This window comes from Cognatiyoonia sp. IB215182 (assembly GCF_033963905.1).
GTDB lineage: Bacteria > Pseudomonadota > Alphaproteobacteria > Rhodobacterales > Rhodobacteraceae > Yoonia.
Map to the genome: position 1 here is coordinate 178,778 of NZ_JAXBMB010000001.1, position 18,245 is coordinate 197,022.

20 protein-coding genes are annotated in these 18,245 nt (G+C 59.1%); 11 read left to right on the forward strand and 9 right to left on the reverse strand.

Going from position 1 to position 18,245, the window contains the following annotated elements; translation table 11 throughout:
- Positions 1-60: 60 nt before the first annotated feature.
- Positions 61-1,566 (forward strand): hypothetical protein, encoded by a 1,506-nt coding sequence (locus SLH47_RS00885; protein ID WP_320237400.1) that lies wholly within the window; start codon positions 61-63, stop codon positions 1,564-1,566.
- Between the two features lie 43 nt (positions 1,567-1,609).
- Here the strand turns inward: SLH47_RS00885 and SLH47_RS00890 are convergent, their stop codons facing one another.
- Entirely contained in the window at positions 1,610-3,565 is a 1,956-nt protein-coding gene (locus SLH47_RS00890; RefSeq protein ID WP_320237402.1) for a polysaccharide biosynthesis tyrosine autokinase, read from the reverse strand.
- 137 nt (positions 3,566-3,702) lie between these two features.
- On the opposite strand from SLH47_RS00890, the gene SLH47_RS00895 reads away from it, so the two are divergent.
- Genes SLH47_RS00895 through SLH47_RS00925 form a run of 7 tightly spaced genes read left to right on the forward strand, consistent with a single transcriptional unit; the run spans position 3,703 to position 10,208 of the window.
- Positions 3,703-4,968 carry a hypothetical protein gene (locus SLH47_RS00895; protein ID WP_320237403.1) on the forward strand — a complete coding sequence of 422 codons (1,266 nt, stop codon included), beginning with the start codon at positions 3,703-3,705 and terminating at the stop codon, positions 4,966-4,968.
- Complete coding sequence (locus tag SLH47_RS00900; protein ID WP_320237404.1) at positions 4,953-6,305, forward strand: oligosaccharide repeat unit polymerase; 1,353 nt, start codon at positions 4,953-4,955, stop codon at positions 6,303-6,305. The genes SLH47_RS00895 and SLH47_RS00900 overlap by 16 nt, the downstream gene beginning before the upstream one ends.
- Positions 6,298-6,882, forward strand: coding sequence for an acyltransferase (locus tag SLH47_RS00905; protein ID WP_413785614.1), 585 nt, complete (start codon positions 6,298-6,300; stop codon positions 6,880-6,882). The genes SLH47_RS00900 and SLH47_RS00905 overlap by 8 nt, the downstream gene beginning before the upstream one ends.
- A complete protein-coding gene (locus tag SLH47_RS00910) occupies positions 6,879-8,009 on the forward strand; it encodes a glycosyltransferase (RefSeq protein WP_320237406.1) in 1,131 nt (376 codons plus the stop codon). Before SLH47_RS00905 ends, SLH47_RS00910 begins: the two co-directional genes overlap by 4 nt.
- Entirely contained in the window at positions 8,006-8,548 is a 543-nt protein-coding gene (locus tag SLH47_RS00915) for an acetyltransferase (RefSeq protein WP_320237407.1), read from the forward strand. The genes SLH47_RS00910 and SLH47_RS00915 overlap by 4 nt, the downstream gene beginning before the upstream one ends.
- Positions 8,545-9,459, forward strand: a complete 915-nt coding sequence (locus tag SLH47_RS00920) for a glycosyltransferase family 2 protein (RefSeq protein WP_320237408.1) — start codon at positions 8,545-8,547, stop codon at positions 9,457-9,459. Before SLH47_RS00915 ends, SLH47_RS00920 begins: the two co-directional genes overlap by 4 nt.
- Entirely contained in the window at positions 9,456-10,208 is a 753-nt protein-coding gene (locus SLH47_RS00925) for a glycosyltransferase family 2 protein (protein WP_320237409.1), read from the forward strand. Before SLH47_RS00920 ends, SLH47_RS00925 begins: the two co-directional genes overlap by 4 nt.
- Here the strand turns inward: SLH47_RS00925 and SLH47_RS00930 are convergent.
- The 7 genes from SLH47_RS00930 to SLH47_RS00960 all read right to left on the reverse strand — a co-directional run bounded on the left by SLH47_RS00930 (position 10,205) and on the right by SLH47_RS00960 (position 15,390).
- Positions 10,205-11,146 carry a phosphatidate cytidylyltransferase gene (locus SLH47_RS00930; protein WP_320237411.1) on the reverse strand — a complete coding sequence of 314 codons (942 nt, stop codon included), beginning with the start codon at positions 11,144-11,146 and terminating at the stop codon, positions 10,205-10,207. The genes SLH47_RS00925 and SLH47_RS00930 overlap by 4 nt on opposite strands.
- Entirely contained in the window at positions 11,143-11,784 is a 642-nt protein-coding gene (locus SLH47_RS00935; protein ID WP_320237412.1) for a lysophospholipid acyltransferase family protein, read from the reverse strand. Before SLH47_RS00935 ends, SLH47_RS00930 begins: the two co-directional genes overlap by 4 nt.
- Positions 11,785-11,865: 81 nt before the next feature.
- Complete coding sequence (locus SLH47_RS00940; RefSeq protein ID WP_320237413.1) at positions 11,866-12,141, reverse strand: hypothetical protein; 276 nt, start codon at positions 12,139-12,141, stop codon at positions 11,866-11,868.
- Positions 12,142-12,171: 30 nt separating this feature from the next.
- Positions 12,172-12,852: a PspA/IM30 family protein gene (locus SLH47_RS00945; protein ID WP_320237414.1), complete on the reverse strand. Its 681-nt coding sequence runs from the start codon at positions 12,850-12,852 to the stop codon at positions 12,172-12,174.
- A 102-nt stretch (positions 12,853-12,954) separates the two neighbouring features.
- Positions 12,955-13,551: a TetR/AcrR family transcriptional regulator gene (locus SLH47_RS00950; protein ID WP_320237415.1), complete on the reverse strand. Its 597-nt coding sequence runs from the start codon at positions 13,549-13,551 to the stop codon at positions 12,955-12,957.
- A 110-nt stretch (positions 13,552-13,661) separates the two neighbouring features.
- Complete coding sequence (locus SLH47_RS00955) at positions 13,662-14,039, reverse strand: hypothetical protein (RefSeq protein ID WP_320237417.1); 378 nt, start codon at positions 14,037-14,039, stop codon at positions 13,662-13,664.
- Positions 14,040-14,157: 118 nt separating this feature from the next.
- Entirely contained in the window at positions 14,158-15,390 is a 1,233-nt protein-coding gene (locus SLH47_RS00960; RefSeq protein WP_320237418.1) for a mandelate racemase/muconate lactonizing enzyme family protein, read from the reverse strand.
- Between the two features lie 29 nt (positions 15,391-15,419).
- Between SLH47_RS00960 and SLH47_RS00965 the strand changes: the two genes are divergently transcribed.
- Positions 15,420-15,860 carry a GNAT family N-acetyltransferase gene (locus SLH47_RS00965; RefSeq protein WP_320237419.1) on the forward strand — a complete coding sequence of 147 codons (441 nt, stop codon included), beginning with the start codon at positions 15,420-15,422 and terminating at the stop codon, positions 15,858-15,860.
- Positions 15,861-15,862: 2 nt separating this feature from the next.
- Here SLH47_RS00965 and SLH47_RS00970 read toward each other — a convergent pair whose 3' ends face one another.
- Entirely contained in the window at positions 15,863-17,080 is a 1,218-nt protein-coding gene (locus SLH47_RS00970) for a TCR/Tet family MFS transporter (RefSeq protein WP_320237420.1), read from the reverse strand.
- A gap of 194 nt (positions 17,081-17,274) precedes the next feature.
- Between SLH47_RS00970 and SLH47_RS00975 the strand changes: the two genes are divergently transcribed.
- On the forward strand, positions 17,275-17,502 hold the full coding sequence (locus SLH47_RS00975; RefSeq protein ID WP_320237421.1) for a hypothetical protein: 228 nt from the start codon (positions 17,275-17,277) through the stop codon (positions 17,500-17,502).
- A gap of 62 nt (positions 17,503-17,564) precedes the next feature.
- Positions 17,565-18,233, forward strand: coding sequence for an imm11 family protein (locus tag SLH47_RS00980; RefSeq protein WP_320237422.1), 669 nt, complete (start codon positions 17,565-17,567; stop codon positions 18,231-18,233).
- The last annotated feature ends 12 nt before the right edge of the window (positions 18,234-18,245 follow it).

Here is an 18,245-nt window from a genome sequence, read left to right on the forward strand (position 1 = left end):
CGGGGCGTTCCTGACCCACAGCCGCTGGCGGCATTTTTTCGACAAGGAACCGGTCAGCACGTGGCCCTGGCGCCGGGTGCGAATGGCGGCTTGTCGATCTGGACGGAATTGTCCGAGACCCATGCCGCTTGGATGCGGCTCGACAATAACGATCCGACAACGCGTCTGTCTTGGCGTGAAACGCTCGTGATGGAGTTGCGCAATATCTATCCGATTGGGGACTTCACGCTCAGCAGTGGCTGGTCACAGCTGCAGTCTTCGGGTTCGGGTTTGTCGGGCAGCTACACCGGCAACCGCGCGGTGAGCACATCGTCGCTCACTGCGACTGCCACAGTCAGTGTTGATCGTGCGGCACCCTACGATGTTTGGGTTCATTATACCGCGCGGACCAGTGGTGGATTTGTTCGGGTTGACATCGACGGTGATCAAACACTGGTCAATGAGATTGTCGACCCTGACGCGTTGGGGTTCAAGGCGTTTCGTACTTATGCGGAAACCGATCTGCAGCGTCGTCAATCGGTCAAGGTGGCGAGCGGCCTGACCGGGCAGCACGATATCACGATCAGCAACGGAGGGGCCGCGAGCCCTGGCGGAAACGCGATCATGATCGAGGCTGTCGCAATAACTGGCACATTGGCGGAGCCACGCATTCTACCCCCGCTTTGGCAGCCCGGTGTCACATACGCGATGGGTGATGAGGTACAATATGGCGGCCTGTTCTATTCGGCACGCGCCAATGGTGTCAGCGGCACGAATGGTCCGACGCATACAGGGGGCATCGCATCAGATGGCACGCTCGACTGGCGTGCGGACGATCGGCCAACATACCCTAAATTCGTGGCTATCGACTATGCGTCAGAGCGTGAATACGCGATGCGCTTTACCTCCGGCGGCTCAGCGACAGAGCTTGGCGGGCAGACCCATGGCAACGAAGTGCTGCAGGTGCGTGACATACGGCTTGATGGCGCGGCCTGGACACCTTCCACAAGTGGCAACGGGCTGTCCGTCGGGGGAGAGATCAGTATCGTCGAAGATCTGAACTGGCAACTGCAGGCGGGTACTGGGATTGGCACTTGTCAGCTTTCGAGGACCATAACGCCGGGCAGAGTTGCGCATGCGGTGGAAGCCATCGGGAACGGCCCAGAAGTTACGTTCGAATGGTTTTATGCCGGTATGCTGCCGATGGTTCGCTGGGACGGCGAAAGTCGCAGTGACGTGTTTGATGAGGTTGCGGTGGCCGGTGCGGCACCAGTGTTGTTGTCGGATTATGACGGTACCAATCCACCGAATATCGACTTTGACGGTGCGCAGCGCATCGGTCTGACAGCTGCACTCGCTCAGGGTCAGCTGACCTATGGCCATGAGGCTGGGGCTTTAGCGGGGCCTGGCAACGTTGTGTCAGAGTTCGATGCGTTCCTGCGTCCTAACCTGAATGCCTCAACTGCGAGCGGTGGGCTAGACTGGCAGGCCAAGGCCTATATTACACGCGACGCGCCCGGCGGTTTGCGATTTGGCAATGGTGACACTTTGCGCTTTTTCAGCCGCCATGTGATGCGGGTGGATTAAGAAGTGCATTGTGGCGCCGGATGGCGATTCAAGTCAGGCGCCGTTAATCCTGTGCAAATCGTGGAGAAGCCATGGACCAGCGGCGCCGTGAGCGCCGCTGGTAGCGCATTTCCGTTTGCGTCATCACAAGACCGGTAATCGGCGCTTGCACATCGCTCAGGGCTTGCTGTCCGGCCCGTATTAGATCGAGCGATGTGCGATCCGAACGTACGGCGTAAACAACCTGATCTGCATGTTGCGCGAGGATCCGGGCATTGACGCTGTCCAAGACAGGTGGAGCGTTGATGATAATGTGGTCGTATCGCTCACTCAGCTTGTGCAGCAGACCGGCAAACTCCGCCGTGCAAAAAATGTCCGCGCTTTGCGCCTGCGCATTCAGCATTTCGACATCCCATCGCGGATCGCGCTGCACGGCGTGGGCGAGTGGGATTTGACCGTCGATGACAGCTCGCAACGTGTGAGTTCGGCTGTGGGTCAGGTAGCGTGCGGCCCCACCATTTCTGGCATCCGCATCAAGAAGCAATACCGCTTTGCCCAGACCGGTCAGGGAATGGGCAAGCGCCAGTGCCAACTGGGTTTTCTCCTCGCCTTCGGTGCTGGATGTGCAGAGGATGGTCTTGGCCGCCTCATCGGTGCTGCCCGACAGGATTGTCGTGCGCAAGGCAGCCGCCGCATCCAGCGTGGCTCGTCCCGCGGGAGCCACGAGTTGATCAAGAAAATGGACGGGCCGGCGCAAGCGTAGGCTTGGCATCTGGGCCATTACCAGCAGGCCGCTGGCGTTGCGCAGCGCTGCAGGCTCTCGAAAGCCCGTCGAGAGAGCCTCCCGCGCGAAAACCCAGGATATGCCTAGTACTGCACCCAACAAAGCGGCCAGACCCACCAGAAGCGTCTTGCGCGTCGCCACAAATTCGGCCGTTCCAGCGGCGCGCAGGATACGGCTTTGCGGTGGCTGCGGACCGCTTTGCAGACTGGCATCCTGCAATCGCGCTAGGAAAGTCTCATAAAGGACACGTGATGCGTCAGCCTCGCGGCGGAGTTGCTGCAGCTGTGCGAGCCCATCTGATTGCGTTGCAAGTTGGGTGGACAGAGTTTGGCGCACCGCCTCAAGTGCTGCGATTTGCCCCTCCACCCTGCGTGCATTCGCAAATGACGGGGCGGAGGCGTCGGTTGAGCTGCGCAACGTGGCGAGTGTCGCGCGGGCCTCTTGCAAACGGGTATCGGTGTCGAGCGCCTGTCTTTTCAACGCGTCGAACGCCGTCTGATCGGTGACTTGCGCGCGGCTGATTAGGTCGTTGATTGCCGCCTCTTTGTCCGCCAGATCGATCTGCTGAGAATAGACCCTGTCGGTCAGCCACGCGATCCTGTTCTCGGCATCGGCGCGCGTGCTCTCGGCCTGATCCAGAATGTACACTTCTGCCACTATGTTGGCCATCGCGACGGCATCCTGCTCGCGGCCGGCCGTGGCGGTGATCGACAACACCCTGCTCTCTTCGTCGGCTCGTGCGCGGATCGTGTTCCGCAGATTATCTCGCGTCTTGGCGCGGATCGTACCTTCATCCGGCGTGGTCTGAATCTGTCCGGTCAAAGCGCTGCGTAGCGATGCCCTGAGCCCCGACAACGACCAGAAAGAGACCGGCGTCAGGTAGCGGTTGAATGCCGGATCATTCAGCAGATCACGCCTCTCGATGACGCGGTCGAGCACGGCCTGTGACTGCAGCAGCGCAATTTCCGCACTCAGCGGGCGATCATAAGACGCGCTCGAGGTTTCAGCAGATTTGGCCACCTGCAACGTGGCCGTTGCTGCGTAGCGAGGAGACTTAATGCCAAATGCATAATATCCAGCCAACAATACCGCGACGATCACGCAAGTCATTACCAGCCACTTGCCGCGCCAAAGGCATGCTAGCAGGCCCAACACATCAAGCGGTGCGATGCGTGCCTGCTCCATCGCCGCCGCGTGCGCCAGCCCAAATGGCTCTGGTGGCGTGTGATATGACATGAGGATGTGTGATCCCTGACCCTGGTAACCTGCGATTTACCAAAGCACGAAGGGGTTAACCTTAAATTAATCACAATGACTGACGACTGAATGGTGCGAGCGCTTGGTTAATGGCGTGCTCAATCAGAATTGGTCGCATGGTGGTCGAAATCCTTTCTAGAATTGCCGCGGCGGGTGCCTGGCGCATCTTGGCTTTGCGGGCAGCGATCGTCGCCGTCAACTTTGGCGTGATGATCGGGCTGGCCGCGATTATGGGCCTGGCCGGGTTCGGGGAGCTTGCGGTCGTTTGGGGGCTCGCGATGATCGCCAGCACCGCCCTGTCCTGTGGGGCACCGCTTTTGCTTTTGCGTCATCTGACCGATGGGCGCGGCATGAGCAGGGGCAGCCTTCTGCGCCACGTTGTTTTGCAACCCGCGGCACTCGCTGTCGTCGCGTTTCCCTTTCTCTATCTCGCCTTTCCGGCAATAAACTGGACTACAGTGCTTTTGTGCGGGCTATCCATTCACTTCGTAACATGTCTGGCCAGTATCATGCGGGCACTTGGCAATGTGCAGGCGTCGATGGCGTTGAGGGATGCCGTACCCCCGCTCGCCTTGGGACTTGCAGGGCTGTTGGCACTTGGAGCGTCGGCCGGGCTGATGCTGCTTTTGGCGACCGCAATTGTATTTCTCATATCTGGTTGCGCGGTTTTGTGGTGCTTGCGCCAAAGCGGTTGGCCTAAGCTTCTACGCGCCTCTGACCCGGAGCATCAGATCTATTGGTCGCTCTGGGGAACGGCGCTTTTGGGAATGGGGTTAGCGCAGGTTGATATCGTCGTCGCAGGCGCAATGCTACCGCCAGAGCAGGTGGGGCTATATGCGGTGCTGCGACGCGTGGCCAATCTGGTGGCGCTGCCGGTCTCAGTGGCGACATGGGTCAGCGCGAAACCCATCTCTGCCGCGTTCGGAGCTGCTGACCGTCTTGCGCTGGGCCGAGCGAGCGCACGTGGTAGCAGCATTGCTTTTGTTCCTGGGGTCGCGCTGTTTTGCGTCGTCTTAGCCGCCATGCCGCTGCTTGATCTGATCATCGCCGGCGCACCAGATGCGCAGGCGGGTTGGATCTTGGTTATCTTGGCATCGGGCGCCCTTTTACAGGCTATTTTTGCGTCTGGCACGACTGTTGCCACCTTATGCGGGCAAGCGGATCAGGCGGCCCTGTCGCGCGCGATCAGCATTTTCTGCTACCTGGCGATTATCGGTGTTTGGGGGCTGGGGCAGGGCGCCGCGTTTCACGCGATGGTCTATGCAGGGTCTTTGACCCTTGGATCGGTTGTTTTGTGGCTTCAGCTGCGCCGCATCTTGGGGATCGACACATCCGCAGCCATTCTCTGGCCGGGTATGAGGGCGTCATGGCGCATGTCTTGATGATCCTTCTTGCCGCGACGGCGACGCTGGTCCCGCTTTGGATCGGTGGGCGGCATGGCCTGGTGCGCCTTGTCTCACCGATGCATCTTTTGGCTTATTTCTGCTTTTTCGGGTTCCTCGCAAAAGTTATCGCTTACGCGTACCAGCCCGATCTTGCCTTCTACCGACGCTTCATCGAGACACCGGATGCTGCCCTTGTGGGAACGCTCTATCTTGCGCTCTTTATCTATCTGATATGTGTCGGATATCGGCTGGCCTGCAGACCAACTTCGCTTTCCGCCAATATGCGCGCGGCGCGGCTGATTTCGGCAGGGCTGGAGCGGCGTGCAGCACTCAGCCTCTGTGCCTTTGCGGTGACAACCGCCACGATCATGTTGATCCTGCGTGCACGAGGGTTGGATGGGTTGAGCCTTGCGGCGCTGGCCGGGCTGAACAGCGCCAAACAGATTAATGTGAATGCCGATGGTGTCGGGGCCACGCTCGCCGGCATTAAATCCTTCTTTATCATACCTAAATTTGCGTTCGTATTGCTCCTGGCACATGGGGTCGTCACCGGGGCGCGATCCAGTCAGGTGCAGGCCGTCGTCCTGGGCTTGTTGCTCGTACTAATCGCGCTTGTCTCGGGGGATCGGTTTGAGTTGGCCGAGCTGTCGGTCTTTGCTGTCGCGACCTTTATGATTGTCGGCGGGCGGCTCCGTGGTCGCAGTGTTCTGATGGGCTTTCTCGGCCTGTTCGTTCTCGGCTGGCTCTCGGCCTATATGACGTCCCTGCGCCATGGGGGTGACGGTAGCCGCCTCATCGAACAGATTGTTGGGTCTACCTATTTTCTGGACATTAATGCCGCCATCATGGTGACGGACCGCGTCGGACCTGGCACTTACTTGATGGGCGACAGCTACACGTGGTGGAGCTTTGGGTGGATCCCCCGCGCCATCTGGGTTGATAAGCCTGCGATTGATCTGGGCGTTTTCTTCAAGCGCGATGTCATGGGTCTTCAGACCGGTGGTGCTTTCAATGTCACGGGGCCGGGTGAGGCCTTCATCAACTTTGGCTGGGCGGGGCTGGGTGTTGCAGTTGCGATGGGCTGGGTCTTTCGCAAAGGCGAGGCATTTCTCCTGTCCTCTGCGGTCACCTTGCGGTTTGGGGCGGCGCTTCTTTATCCGATGCTGTTCTACCCCTTCATTCAGGCCAATCTGCAATCCTCGTTCAGTGCATTCATCGTCGGCGCGGTGGCGCAACTCATCCTGATCGCAGCAATGATTGCAGTTTTCCTGCCACGCTACCGACTGTGTCAGGTCCCCGCTTTGCCGCAAAGGAGTGCTGCTTGTGCTGCCTAACAAAATCTTGCGTCCCCTCTACTGGGCGGGCCGCGCTGCTGGCGCTTTACATCGCCGTATCGGTGTCGGCATTGCGACCTCATTCCACCGCGCGGTTTTGGCAGAATTGGGGCCCGGTAGCCGAGTGCAAGCAGGTGTCCGCTTTGCGAATCCGGGCATCGTAAGGATCGGATCGCGTTGCCTTTTGTGGCGTGGCGTCGATGCCTCGGCGGAGCTCGGGGATGCACCGCTCGTCATCGCAGATGGCGTGCAGATCAACCGGAATGTGCATCTTGATACGACCGGCGGGTTGTCGATTGGTGCGCGTAGCCTGATCTCGGAGGAGGTGGTGATCTACACGCATGATCATGGACTTGATCCGCGATCCGTGCCGCAACAGATGCCGAAGACCATTGGCCGCGACGTTTGGATCGGTATGCGCGCGATCATTTTGCCCGGATGCCAGCATATTGGTGTGGGGGCGATCATCGGCGCAGGTGCGGTTGTGACAAAAGACGTGGCCGAGGGCGCAATCGTCGCGGGAAACCCTGCGCGGGTCATCGCGCATCGCCCCCCAATTGCAAAGGTAGCGGCATGAAGATTCTACATGTGACACCCTCCTACTACCCGGCAACCTATTGGGGCGGTCCGATCTGGTCGACCAAGGCGATCTGTGATGGCATAGCGGCGCGGCCTGGTTTTGATCTGCGGGTTTTGACAACGGATGCTGCTGCCCCTTCGGTCGCAGCACGTGTTGAACCCGCGAGTTTGCCCTATCCAACCTTCTACGCGCGCCGTGTCGCAGGTCACAGCGTGGCACCGGGCCTGTTGACCCAACTGCCACAGGCGATCGCTTGGGCAGACGTTGTCCACCTCACGGCGGTCTACAGCTTCCCAACACTGCCCACCTTGATGCTTGCTGCGATGTGGGGTCGACCCGTTATCTGGTCACCGCGTGGCGCATTGCAGGCGACGGCGGAATGGGACGCCGCACCAAATCGCAAGCCCAAACACCTTTTTGAGCGTGCGGCCCATGTTTTGCGCCCCGCTGACACGATCTTGCACGTGACCTCTGAAGTGGAGGCAGCGCAGAGCCGATCGCGTCTGGGTGATATCGAAACCGCGTTGATTCCAAATTGTGTAGATATCCCCCATCGCATTCACAGACGCAGCCCCGATGGGCAATTACGTCTGATCTATTTGGGGCGCCTGCACCCCAAAAAGGGGATCAATCACCTGATTGGCGCGATGGAGAAACTGCCCTCAAACGTGCACTTGGACATCTATGGTACAGGTGATGAGGCATATGAACGCGCGCTTATTCAAAAGACAATTACGATGCCACATGTGCAATTGCACGGCCACGTGGATGGTGCCCGCAAGGCGCAAGCCTTTGCCAACGCTGACCTTTTTGTGCTGCCCAGCCATTCAGAGAATTTTGGAATCGCAGTGGCTGAGGCTTTGGCCCATGGTGTTCCGGCCATCACGACAACAGATACGCCGTGGACCGGGATTGATCAGAAGGGCTGCGGGCGTTGCATCACGCTCAGCCAACATGATCTGGCTGATGTCATCATGGACGTCGCCGCCGGGGATTTGCACGCAATGGGCATGCGCGGGCGCGCCTGGATGCAGCGCGCTTACTCGCCCGCTGCCATGGTCGACCAATTCGCTGCACTTTATCGCAGTCTTGCCAAGGGGCACCCCGCAGAGGTTCTCGCATGAGCCTCCAGATCGACACCCCCGCCAATCGCCGCTTGCGGAAGTGGAGCGGTCAGGTGCAGATCGCCCGGATCCTCTGGGCGCTGTGTCTGCCGCTTTTCCGGTTCAGCCCGCGTCCGCTGTGGGGTTGGCGTGCCTGGCTCTTGCGGCGTTTTGGAGCGTATATTGGGGACAACGTGCACATTTATCCCAGCGCGCGGATCACGATGCCTTGGCAATTGCGCATTGATGATTATGCGGCCGTGGGTGATCACGCGATCCTCTACGCGCTTGGCCCGATCAATATCGGCGCGCGCGCCACCGTTTCGCAATACGCGCATCTTTGCGCCGGTACTCACGACTGGCGCGACCCTGCGCGCCCGCTCCTGCGCCCGGCTATCCATATCGGTGCGGATGCTTGGATATGTGCGGATGCGTTCGTCGGCCCCGGCGTTGTAATTGGCGAAGGGGCGATCCTGGGCGCACGCGCGGTTGCCATGAAGAACCTCGCCCCCGGTCATATCGGCACAGGCAACCCGATGCAGGCGAGGCCGGCGCAATGACCGATATCACCGTCATCATCCTGACCCGGAACGAGGCGCTGCATATCGAACGCGCCATCGCCTCGGTCGCGGAATTTGCCGCGCGTGTTTTGGTCATTGATAGCGGTGCCACCGACAATACCGTGGCACTTGCCAAGGCGGCTGGTGCGCAGGTGCTGCATCACGCCTGGACCAACTACGCCACGCAGTTCAATTGGGCGCTCGACCAGATTGCGGGCCAGGATACATGGGTGTTTCGGCTGGATGCTGGCGAGTTCGTAACATCCGAGCTCGCCGCACAGATCAAGCTGGGTTTGCCGGATGTCGCCGGTATCTCAATCGGGCGGAGGATGTGTTTCATGGGGCAGCCGATCCGGCATGGCGGTCTCTTTCCGATCCGCGTGTTACGTCTGTTCCAAAACGGCAAAGGCCGGGTGGAGGATCGGTGGATGGATGAGCACACGATTGTCGATGGGCCTGTCGCCGCGTTCTCCGGTTGCATCATTGATGACAACCGCAACAACCTTGATTGGTGGATCGCCAAGCATAACAGCTATGCCAGCCGCGAGGTGATTGACGTGCTGAACCAGAAATATGGCTTCCTTCCGCAAGAGAGCATTGGTGGCCTGCGCCCCCGCGATCAGGCGGCGATTAAGCGCTGGATCAAGGAACATGCCTATGCACGCCTGCCCGGCGGTCTGCGGGCAGGGCTCTATTTTCTTTATCGTTACATTGTCCGGCTGGGGTTTCTTGATGGCCGCAAGGCGCGTGCTTTCCACGTGCTGCAAGGGTTCTGGTACCGCTACCTTGTTGATGCAAAGCTGATGGAGGTGCGCGACTACATCGCGCAGCACGACGCCACCCCGGTTGCGGCGATTGAGGCCGTTCTGGGCGTGACGCTGACACCCCGGCCCGCACAGGTGGCGGCATGAAGATTTCGGTTGTTACCGCGGTCATGAACGGGCGGGCGACTTTGCCGCGGATGTTGGACAGTTTGCTGGGGCAGAGCCATCCCGACGTGGAACATGTGGTGCAGGATGGCGGGTCCACAGATGGCACGCTCGCCTTTCTGCGGGAGGCGGGGCACCCGAACATGGCGCTGGTCTCAGCGCCAGACGGCGGCATCTACGATGCGATTAACGCCGGCATTGAGCGCGCGACGGGCGATGTGATCGGGCTGCTGCATGCGGACGATCATCTCGCCAGCGCCGATATCCTGGCGAAGGTCGCTGAGACACTGCATGACCCCGCCATCGACGGCGTCTATGGAGACCTGCAATATGTGGCGCGCGACGACGAAACGCGGGTGATCCGCCATTGGCGCGCGGGTCCATATGCGCGCACCAAGTTAAAGGCGGGATGGATGCCGCCGCACCCGACGCTTTATCTGCGGCGGGAGGTTTTTGACCGCGCGGGGCTCTACGACACCAGTTACCGCATCGCGGGCGATTATGAGGCGATGTTGCGGTTTTTGACGGCAGGCGGCGTGCGGCTGGCATACATTCCGCGCGTGATGGTGCGGATGAAGATCGGCGGGATCAGCAATCGCTCATTCGCGCATATGATCCGCAAAAGCCGCGAAGACTATCGCGCGATCCGACGGCACAATGTGGGCGGGATCGGCACGTTGATGGCCAAGAACCTGTCCAAGCTCCCCCAATTCGGGATGCGACCGCGTTAGGTGTAGAAGAACTTGGTCAGGTGGTAGAAGATCGGCGCAGCGAAAATCACGCTATCAAGCTGATCGACAAAACCGCCCTGTCCGGGGATCAGGTGTGACCAGTCTTTGACCCCCCGGTCGCGCTTGATGGCTGCGACGACCAGACTGCCGAACATGCCGACTAGCGATGCCACGCCCGCCATCGCCATCGCGCCAAAGACGCCAAAGGGGGTGATCCAGTTGAGGAGCGCCCCGATCAGCATCGCCGAGACAACGCCGCAGAGCACACCCTCCCAGGTCTTGGGAGAGAGGCCCGGTGCGATCCGCGTTTTCCCGATTTTCCGTCCGAAGAAGTATTCCAGCAGATCACCAAGCTGCACGACCATCACCAGAAACGCCACCAAAAGAAGCGCGCGGTCACCGTAACCGGCGATCTCCAGGTTCATGAGCGCAGGCACGTGGCTGACGCAGAAGACGGCGATCATCAGCGCCCATTGCGTTTCCGCCACGCGCATCAAGAACCGATCAGGATTGCCGCGCAGTGCCGAGACGATGGGGAGCAAAAGGAACGCGTAGACCGGGATGAAGATCGCATAGAGTCCGTCCCAACCCAGCCCCACAAAAACGTACTGCAGTGGGAGGACGACAAAGAACCCCAGTGCCAGCGACAAATGATCTGCCTGCGCCTTCGCAGTGAGCGTCAGGAACTCGCGCAAGGCGGCAAAGGATGCGAAGGCGAACAGCGTCATGATCCCCGGTCGACCCAGCAAGAGCGCTGCACCGACAAAGGCGACCATGCCCCACCAGCTTTGGACGCGGGTCATGTAGGTATCGAGGATGGGGTTGTTGAACCCCGGTTCCTCACGGGCGCGCAGCACCTCACCCACAAAGGTCATTGCGATCAGAATGCCAAAACTGGCAAAGGCGAGAAGCAGGATGTCTTCGGTCGTGCTACTCATGCTCGTTCCTCCGGCGCCAGTGCCACCAGCGCGTCAGAGGCGCGTTTGAGGAAGTCGTCCTTGCTCTCACCCTCTTGCACATGGATTGGTTCGCCAAATGTGACCGTGCAGATCAGGGGCAGGGGAATCACTTCGCCCTTTGGCATGATCGCCGTCAGGTTGGCGACCCAGGTGGGCACCAGATCGACGTCCGGGCGGGCAAGGCCCATGTTGTAAAGGCCGGCCTTGAACGGTAGCAGCGGATCATCGGTCATGTTCCGGTTGCCTTCAGGGAAAATGATCAGCGACGATCCTTCGTCGAGGGCGGCAATGATCTTGTCCATCGGCTTGTCGTCCACCTCTGGCCGGCGGTCGATCAGCACGCAGTTAAACACTTCGGGGCCGACAAATGCGCGCAGCTTATTCTTCAGCCAGTAGTCGGCGGCGGCGACGGGGCGCACAGTGCGGCGCAACGCAGGCGGCAAGACCGACCAGATCATCGGCATATCGGCGTTGCTGGTGTGATTGGCGAAATAGACACGCTGTTTCGGGACCGGTTCGATCCCCTGCCAGTCGGCGCGCACGGCGGTGATCGCGCGGGCAAAGATGCGGATGGATTGGCCGACAATACGGGCGGCAAACTGGCGCAGAAACTTCATGAGAGTCACATTGGCGAAGGGCAGGGCGTTTGGGAAGGGGCAAGCCCCGCCCATCTTGCGACAGGCGGGGCGAGGTCGGGCTTAGAGAGGCTCGCCCACATAGTCCTCAAGCAGCTTCTCGTTCTTGGCGTCCTCGATCCGCTTGATGCGGTCCTCGGACATCTTTTCGTCAAAGCGGTATTTGACAAAATTCACGAGCGCGAGGGTCAGCATCAAAACGGCCATGCCCCAAAACCCTTTGGTCGCAAGTGGCACCTCGGTCGAGAGCCACAGCGAGATACCGAGCATCCCATAGGCGACGGCCACGCCGAGGCCATTGACGAACATAATCAGTGAGTTGTCGTTTTTGCTAAACATTTGGTTTTCCTTTGATCTAGGGGTCAGTGTCTACTTTTTGCCAGCCTTGAGGCGGGCCAGAACGTCATCGGCGGTCGAACGTGTGGCACCGCCGAAGCCTGCATCCGCCATACGGTCAGCGATGTTGTCGCCGTTCAGGTCGCGGTTGATATCGGCCAGGATTTCGGACCGCTCAAACGGGTCATCCTTGCCCAGCACGCGGTTGATCAGTTCTTCGGCTTCTTCCACGGCACCCTCCTGCAAACCGTTCGCCACCATATGCACCTGCATGTTCTGCTCACGGCGAACCGCACGAGCCTGGATCGCACCCTGTTTGAGGTCGATGATCCGACGATGGCCGCTTTCGATGGAGGATCGCAGGCGCATGACCTTCTGTTCCAGCCGGTCAAGCGTCTCTTCACGCAAGGTCAGTTCGTTCTCCATGGTCGCAATCGCGCGGGCGGCTTCTTCGGCCATATCCTCGCGGTCATTCTCAAGCGCCTCTTTCGCGCGTTTGGTGAGGTCGGTGATGCGGTTTTTGAGGGCCGCGCGTTGCTTTTCCTCAGACCGCTGACGCTGGATCAGGCTGGCGAGCGTCGCTTTCGCGGCGCGCAGGCTGCCCTCGCTTTCGCGGATCTTCTGGTCGATCAGTTCAATTGCAAAGGCGTCACGCACGCGGTCTTCGGCCCGTGCATTTTGCCCAACAATCAGTGTGGCAAGTGTCTTGAACATCGTTTTCTCCGTTTCATTTCAGCGTATGAACGCTGTTCATGAATTAGAGATAGCGATTACCATTCCTTGGTGCAAGAAAAAAATTGAACAATGTTCAAAAACTTACGCTTTGGCCGTCATCTGTCGTAAAACAAGGGCGATCATGCGGTCGATATCGTCGGGTGGTACGCCTGCGCTTGCCTCATCAAGGCCCAAAAGCACGATCCCATGGACCGATGAAAAGAGCGCACGGGTTAAAAGGGCCAGATCGTGCGACGCATAGTCGGGGAAAATCACGGCCAAAGGATCCGAGATATAGGTGAAAAGCTGGCCCATCTCTTGCAGATACCAATCCGGGGCGGTCTCGCCGGGCGCACGTTCCACATCAAACATCGCCCGCCAGCTAAGATGATTTGCGGCTGCAAAGCGATGATAGGCCTGCGCCATGATCACCAATTGCTCTACCGGTTCCTCCGGTGCGTCGGCCAAGGCCTCGGCCACGTCCGCCCCTAAGCGATGGAAAGTGCGCGCATTGACGGCGAGCACCAGATCGGTCAGGTCGCCAAAAACATTGTAGATCGCTCCAACCGCGCATCCGGCCTCCGATGCCAGATCGCGCGCGCGCAGGGCGGTGAGCCCTTTCTGTGCAATCGTCCGTTCGGCGATGGCAATCAGGTTGTCACGCAATTCCTGACGGCGGAGTTCGGTTTTGGTGGCCATTTGCTGCCCTTAGTGTGGTGAACGTGGTTCAGTAATACGGCAAGTGACCTGCATTGGAAAGGCGATTGAAAGCGTCGTTCTTGGGGCACCGCAAGAGTCAATCAATAGTCTTATCGGTTACTGCGGAGATACTCGTGCTCAAAACGCGCAACGAGTTCAGACGGAGCATCCGGAAATAGCGCTTGGAAGTCCTTTTGAACGTTTTTTGCGTCCTGGATGACTGTGGAGCCAGAGGAATGCCTCGGTTTGATCGCAAAGAAAGCAGCGTGCATTTTTTCGAATGTTTCCAGCATCGCACCGGACTTTGACTCACCGTAAACCTCGATGACATCTAACCAAGCTTCCGTTTGCCAGGGCCATTGTCCCCAAGCTTTCTGGGATGACTGTAAGCAGATACGCAAAGCTTCTGACAGGTCCCTTTCGGTGACTTGTGAGCCAGTCCCTTGATCTGGGATTGCTCGCGCCTTCTTGTCACGTTTTCGTGCCATTATTCTCCTCAGCCTTGTCGCCTCTTTGCAATTCAATGGCGGGCTTCTGCGCGCTAGTGATCTTCCAAAAACGCCTGATGGTTTATTGTGAGTTTAGTAGTTCGGAAACTCTGCGATGCTATTCTGACTTCACCGGTGCACCGCCAGCGAAGGTGTTCACCTCGCTGTAGCTGATCGGCTCCTCCTGCATCTGCAGATGCAGCCCGTCCCCTTCATAGGGATGCGCGCGGGCGAGGTCTTCGTCAAAGTCGATCCCTAAACCAGGTGCGGTCGGGGCGGGGATGTACCCGTCCTCGACCGTGATCGTGCCTTTGATCAGATCTTTGTGGAACGGGGTCTCAATCGTTTCGGCCATCAGGATATTCGGGATCGCGGCGGCGAGTTGCACATTGGCTGCCCATTCCACCGGACCGGCATAAAGATGCGGAGCCATCTGCGCGTTATAGACTTCGGCCATGGCCGCGATCTTCTTTGTCTCCCAGATACCGCCCGCGCGCCCCAAAGCCGGTTGCAGGATCGTCGCCGCACCGGCACGCAGTAATGGCGCAAATTCGGCCTTGGTGGTCAGCCGCTCGCCCGTCGCGACAGGAATGCCGACGGCCCCCGCAACCTTGGCCATCTCGGCCACGTTGTCGGGGGGGATCGGCTCTTCGTACCAAAGTGGTGAGTAGGGCTCGAGCGCCTTCCCAAGTCGGATTGCTCCGCCGGTGCCGAGTTGCCCGTGAGTGCCAAAAAGAAGGTCCGCACGATCTTCAACCGCTTCTCTGATCGCTTTACAGAACGCGACCGAAAGCGAGATGTCATACATTGACGGCATATGCCCGCCACGGATCGTGTAGGGACCGGCGGGGTCGAACTTCACCGCTGTGTAACCGCGCTCGACCATATCCAGCGCAACCTCGGCAGCCATCTCAGGGCTGGCCCAGAATGCAGGCAAAGGATGGCTGGGACGCGGATAAAGATAGGTGTAGGCGCGGATGCGGTCATTCATGCGCCCGCCGATTAGGGCATGCACGGGTCTGTCGCGGTCCTTGCCGAGGATGTCCCAGCAGGCGATCTCCAATCCCGACCATGCGCCGATCACGGTCAGATCAGGGCGCTGCGTGAAGCCTGCCGAATAGACCCGGCGGAACATCAATTCGATATTCTCCGGGTTCTCGCCCGCCATGTGGCGTTCGAACACGTCCTTGATCACGGCGGTCATCGCCTCTGGCCCCACAGAGGACGCATAGCATTCGCCATAGCCCACGATTCCGGTGTCCGTCGTCACCTTCGGAATGATCCAATACCGCCCGCCCCATCCGGGCGCTGGCGGGGCCGTGACAATGACCTCAAGATCGGCAAGTTTCATATTGGGGAGACTTTCGAAAAGGCGCGTTTATGGCCGACACAATCACGCTTCGCCAGTTAGGTCCAGACGATGTGGACCTGTTGATGGCCGTTGAGCCCGGCCTGTTTGACTACGCCGTGCGGCCCGAACAGGCGCGCGCCTTCTTGGACGAACCACTGCATGAGATCATCCTCGCCTTTGATGGCGATCAGGCGGTCGGCATGGCCAGCGGTCAGGTCCTTTTGCATCCTGACAAGGCGCCTGCCTTCTTTGTCAATGAGGTTGGCGTCCGTGACACCTATCAGCGGCGCGGCATCGCGAAACGCCTTTGCGCGGCCCTGATGCAGGTCGCCCGCGCACGTGGCTGCGAAGGCATCTGGCTTGCCACGGAAGGCGACAATGCGGCGGCCCGCGCACTCTATCGCTCGCTTGATGCGCGCGAGACGGGTGAAATCGTGGTCTATGACTGGGACGGGGCGATGGACGCCTAGCGCTAGACGGCGCGGGCGCGCGCTGGTCTGGGCGTCTGCATAAAGACAAGGATACAGCCGATGGTCAGCGCCGCTGACAACAGAAACGGGGCGCCCGGCAAATAGAAGGATGCGTTTTGTGAGGTGAAGTACCAGAAAGTCTGCGTAACGGTAAGGGGTGCTACAATCGTCGCCACCGCATTTATCGAGGTGACGGTCCCCTGCAACTCACCCTGCTGATCATCAGGTGCCGTACGCGACATGATCCCCTGTAAGGCCGGTCCGGCGATGGACCCCAGTGCGGTCAGCGGTGTGAAGGCCAAAGCAACCCAGCCATTGGTGATGAAACCCAAGGCCACAAATGCCAGCACATCAATCGAGAGGCCCAGGATAACGGCGCGGCGCTCTCCGATCCGGTTGATGATCGGCTTGATCAAAAGCCCCTGCACCAACGCGATGCCCACCCCGAACACACCCAGCGACAGGCCGATCATGCCGGGGCCCCAGCCAAATCGCTCGGCCCCGAAATAGGCCCAGACGCCGGGATAGACGAAAAAGGCGATCGTGTAGACGAAGGTAATGAGCAAGAGCCGTTTCAGGCCGGGGAGGGCACCGATATTCTTGAACGCCCCTAGCGGATTGGCGCGCCGCCACGAGAAGGGGCGGCGGATCTTGTCGGTCACGGTTTCGGGCAGCACGAAATAGCCGAAAATCGCGTTGGCGGCGGCGAGGAACGCGGCGGCCCAGAACGGCGCGCGTGTCCCGAACTCTGCCAAAAGCCCGCCCAGCAAAGGACCTAGCACAAACCCAACCCCAAAGGCGGCGCCGATCAGCCCGAAATTCGCGGCCTTTTCGTGCGGCTCCGAGATGTCGGCCATATAGGCGGCAGAAGTCGATTGCGTGGCCGCTGTGATCCCACCGATGACCCGCGCGATGATCAAAAGCCAGATCGTTTGCGCAAGCGCCATCAGCACATAGTCAAAGGCCATGATCACAAGCGAGATGATCAGGACGGGGCGTCGCCCATAACGGTCCGAGAGGTTGCCAACCGCAGGGCCAAAGAGAAACTGCATCGCCGCAAAGATCGTGGCCAGAAACCCTCCCCACAGCGCCGCAGCACCCAGACCTTGCCCCTCAACCTCTTGGATCAGGTCGGGCATGACCGGCATGATCAACCCGATCCCCATACTGTCGAGCATGACGGAGATCAGGATAAAGGTCGTGGCAAGGCGCTTGTTCATCGGCGCAGGATTAAACTGCACAGTTCACTTTGCAAGCCCGGTAGGGCGGGTGAAACCCACGCGGCGCAGGTTCGGGCTGCAACAAAGCGTTTTGACATGCCGCTCTGGTCCATGGACAAGTTGTTGCAACCAAAGCGCGCCATGATAGCGGTGCTTCGAGCGCCCATAACACGAGCCCGAACCCAATGAGGACTATGGCCTATCCGAAGAATGAGACCGCCACGCCCCCGACCGGATCTATCCGGCGTGATGGGCGAAAGCCCCGGGGTCAGAAAACGACCGTGCAAGTCATCGCGAATTTTAAACAGGTGGTGAAGGACTGGGATCTGCGGATGCGTTCCATCGTGACACATTTCGTGGATGCTGAGACGTTGGAAAAGACGGGGGCACAGAAATCTGAGCCTTCTTATGAGAAGAATTGAGTACGGTTTTGACGTTGTAAAGCAAGACTTAAACGGTGCTCAAAAAAAGAAGGGTGATCCGAATGGCATGGGGTATGCATGAGCCGAGCAGGTTCGGCGAATTTTTTCCGGATGGTGACTACGTCGGGCGAGAAGAAGCGCTCCGGGAATACTATAATCAAATGTCTGAGGAGGAAAAGAAACTCAGAGGCATGGTTAAACGATTCTCGCTGACGGGGTTTTCAAAGAAGTATACGCGAGATTTCGGACCAATGACGGATGCCGAATGCCCCAATGAATTTTTGACTGTGAAGTCTTACAGGTCCTTAGGTTCCTTGTTGAACACAAGCAATCGCCTTTTGGCCGTTGATCAGGGCTTCAAAGATATCCTTGAAGAGTTGGAACCCGGCGTCCACCAATTCTGGCCGATCGAAATCAGAATGCCGCGGAACAAAACCTATCCGAGCACGTACTATGGCCTCCGCATCGGTCAGTTTCTTGACGCATTCAACCCAGACCACAGCAAGGACGAGTGCTACAACATCAGTGGTTACGAAAACTATCGTGGTGTTGCACCGATCAAGAAAGCAATCACAGGGTTGGCGGTGTCCAAGGATGCTGTCGTGAACGCGCATTTGTGGCGCGAAAAAAAGCTGACACAGCCAGACATTTTTCTGTCCAATGAATTGCAGCAACGAGCAAGAGAGGCGGGCTTGCGCCTGCCAAAGCATTTTCAGATGAAAGAGGTTTAAATTGGCTCAGTG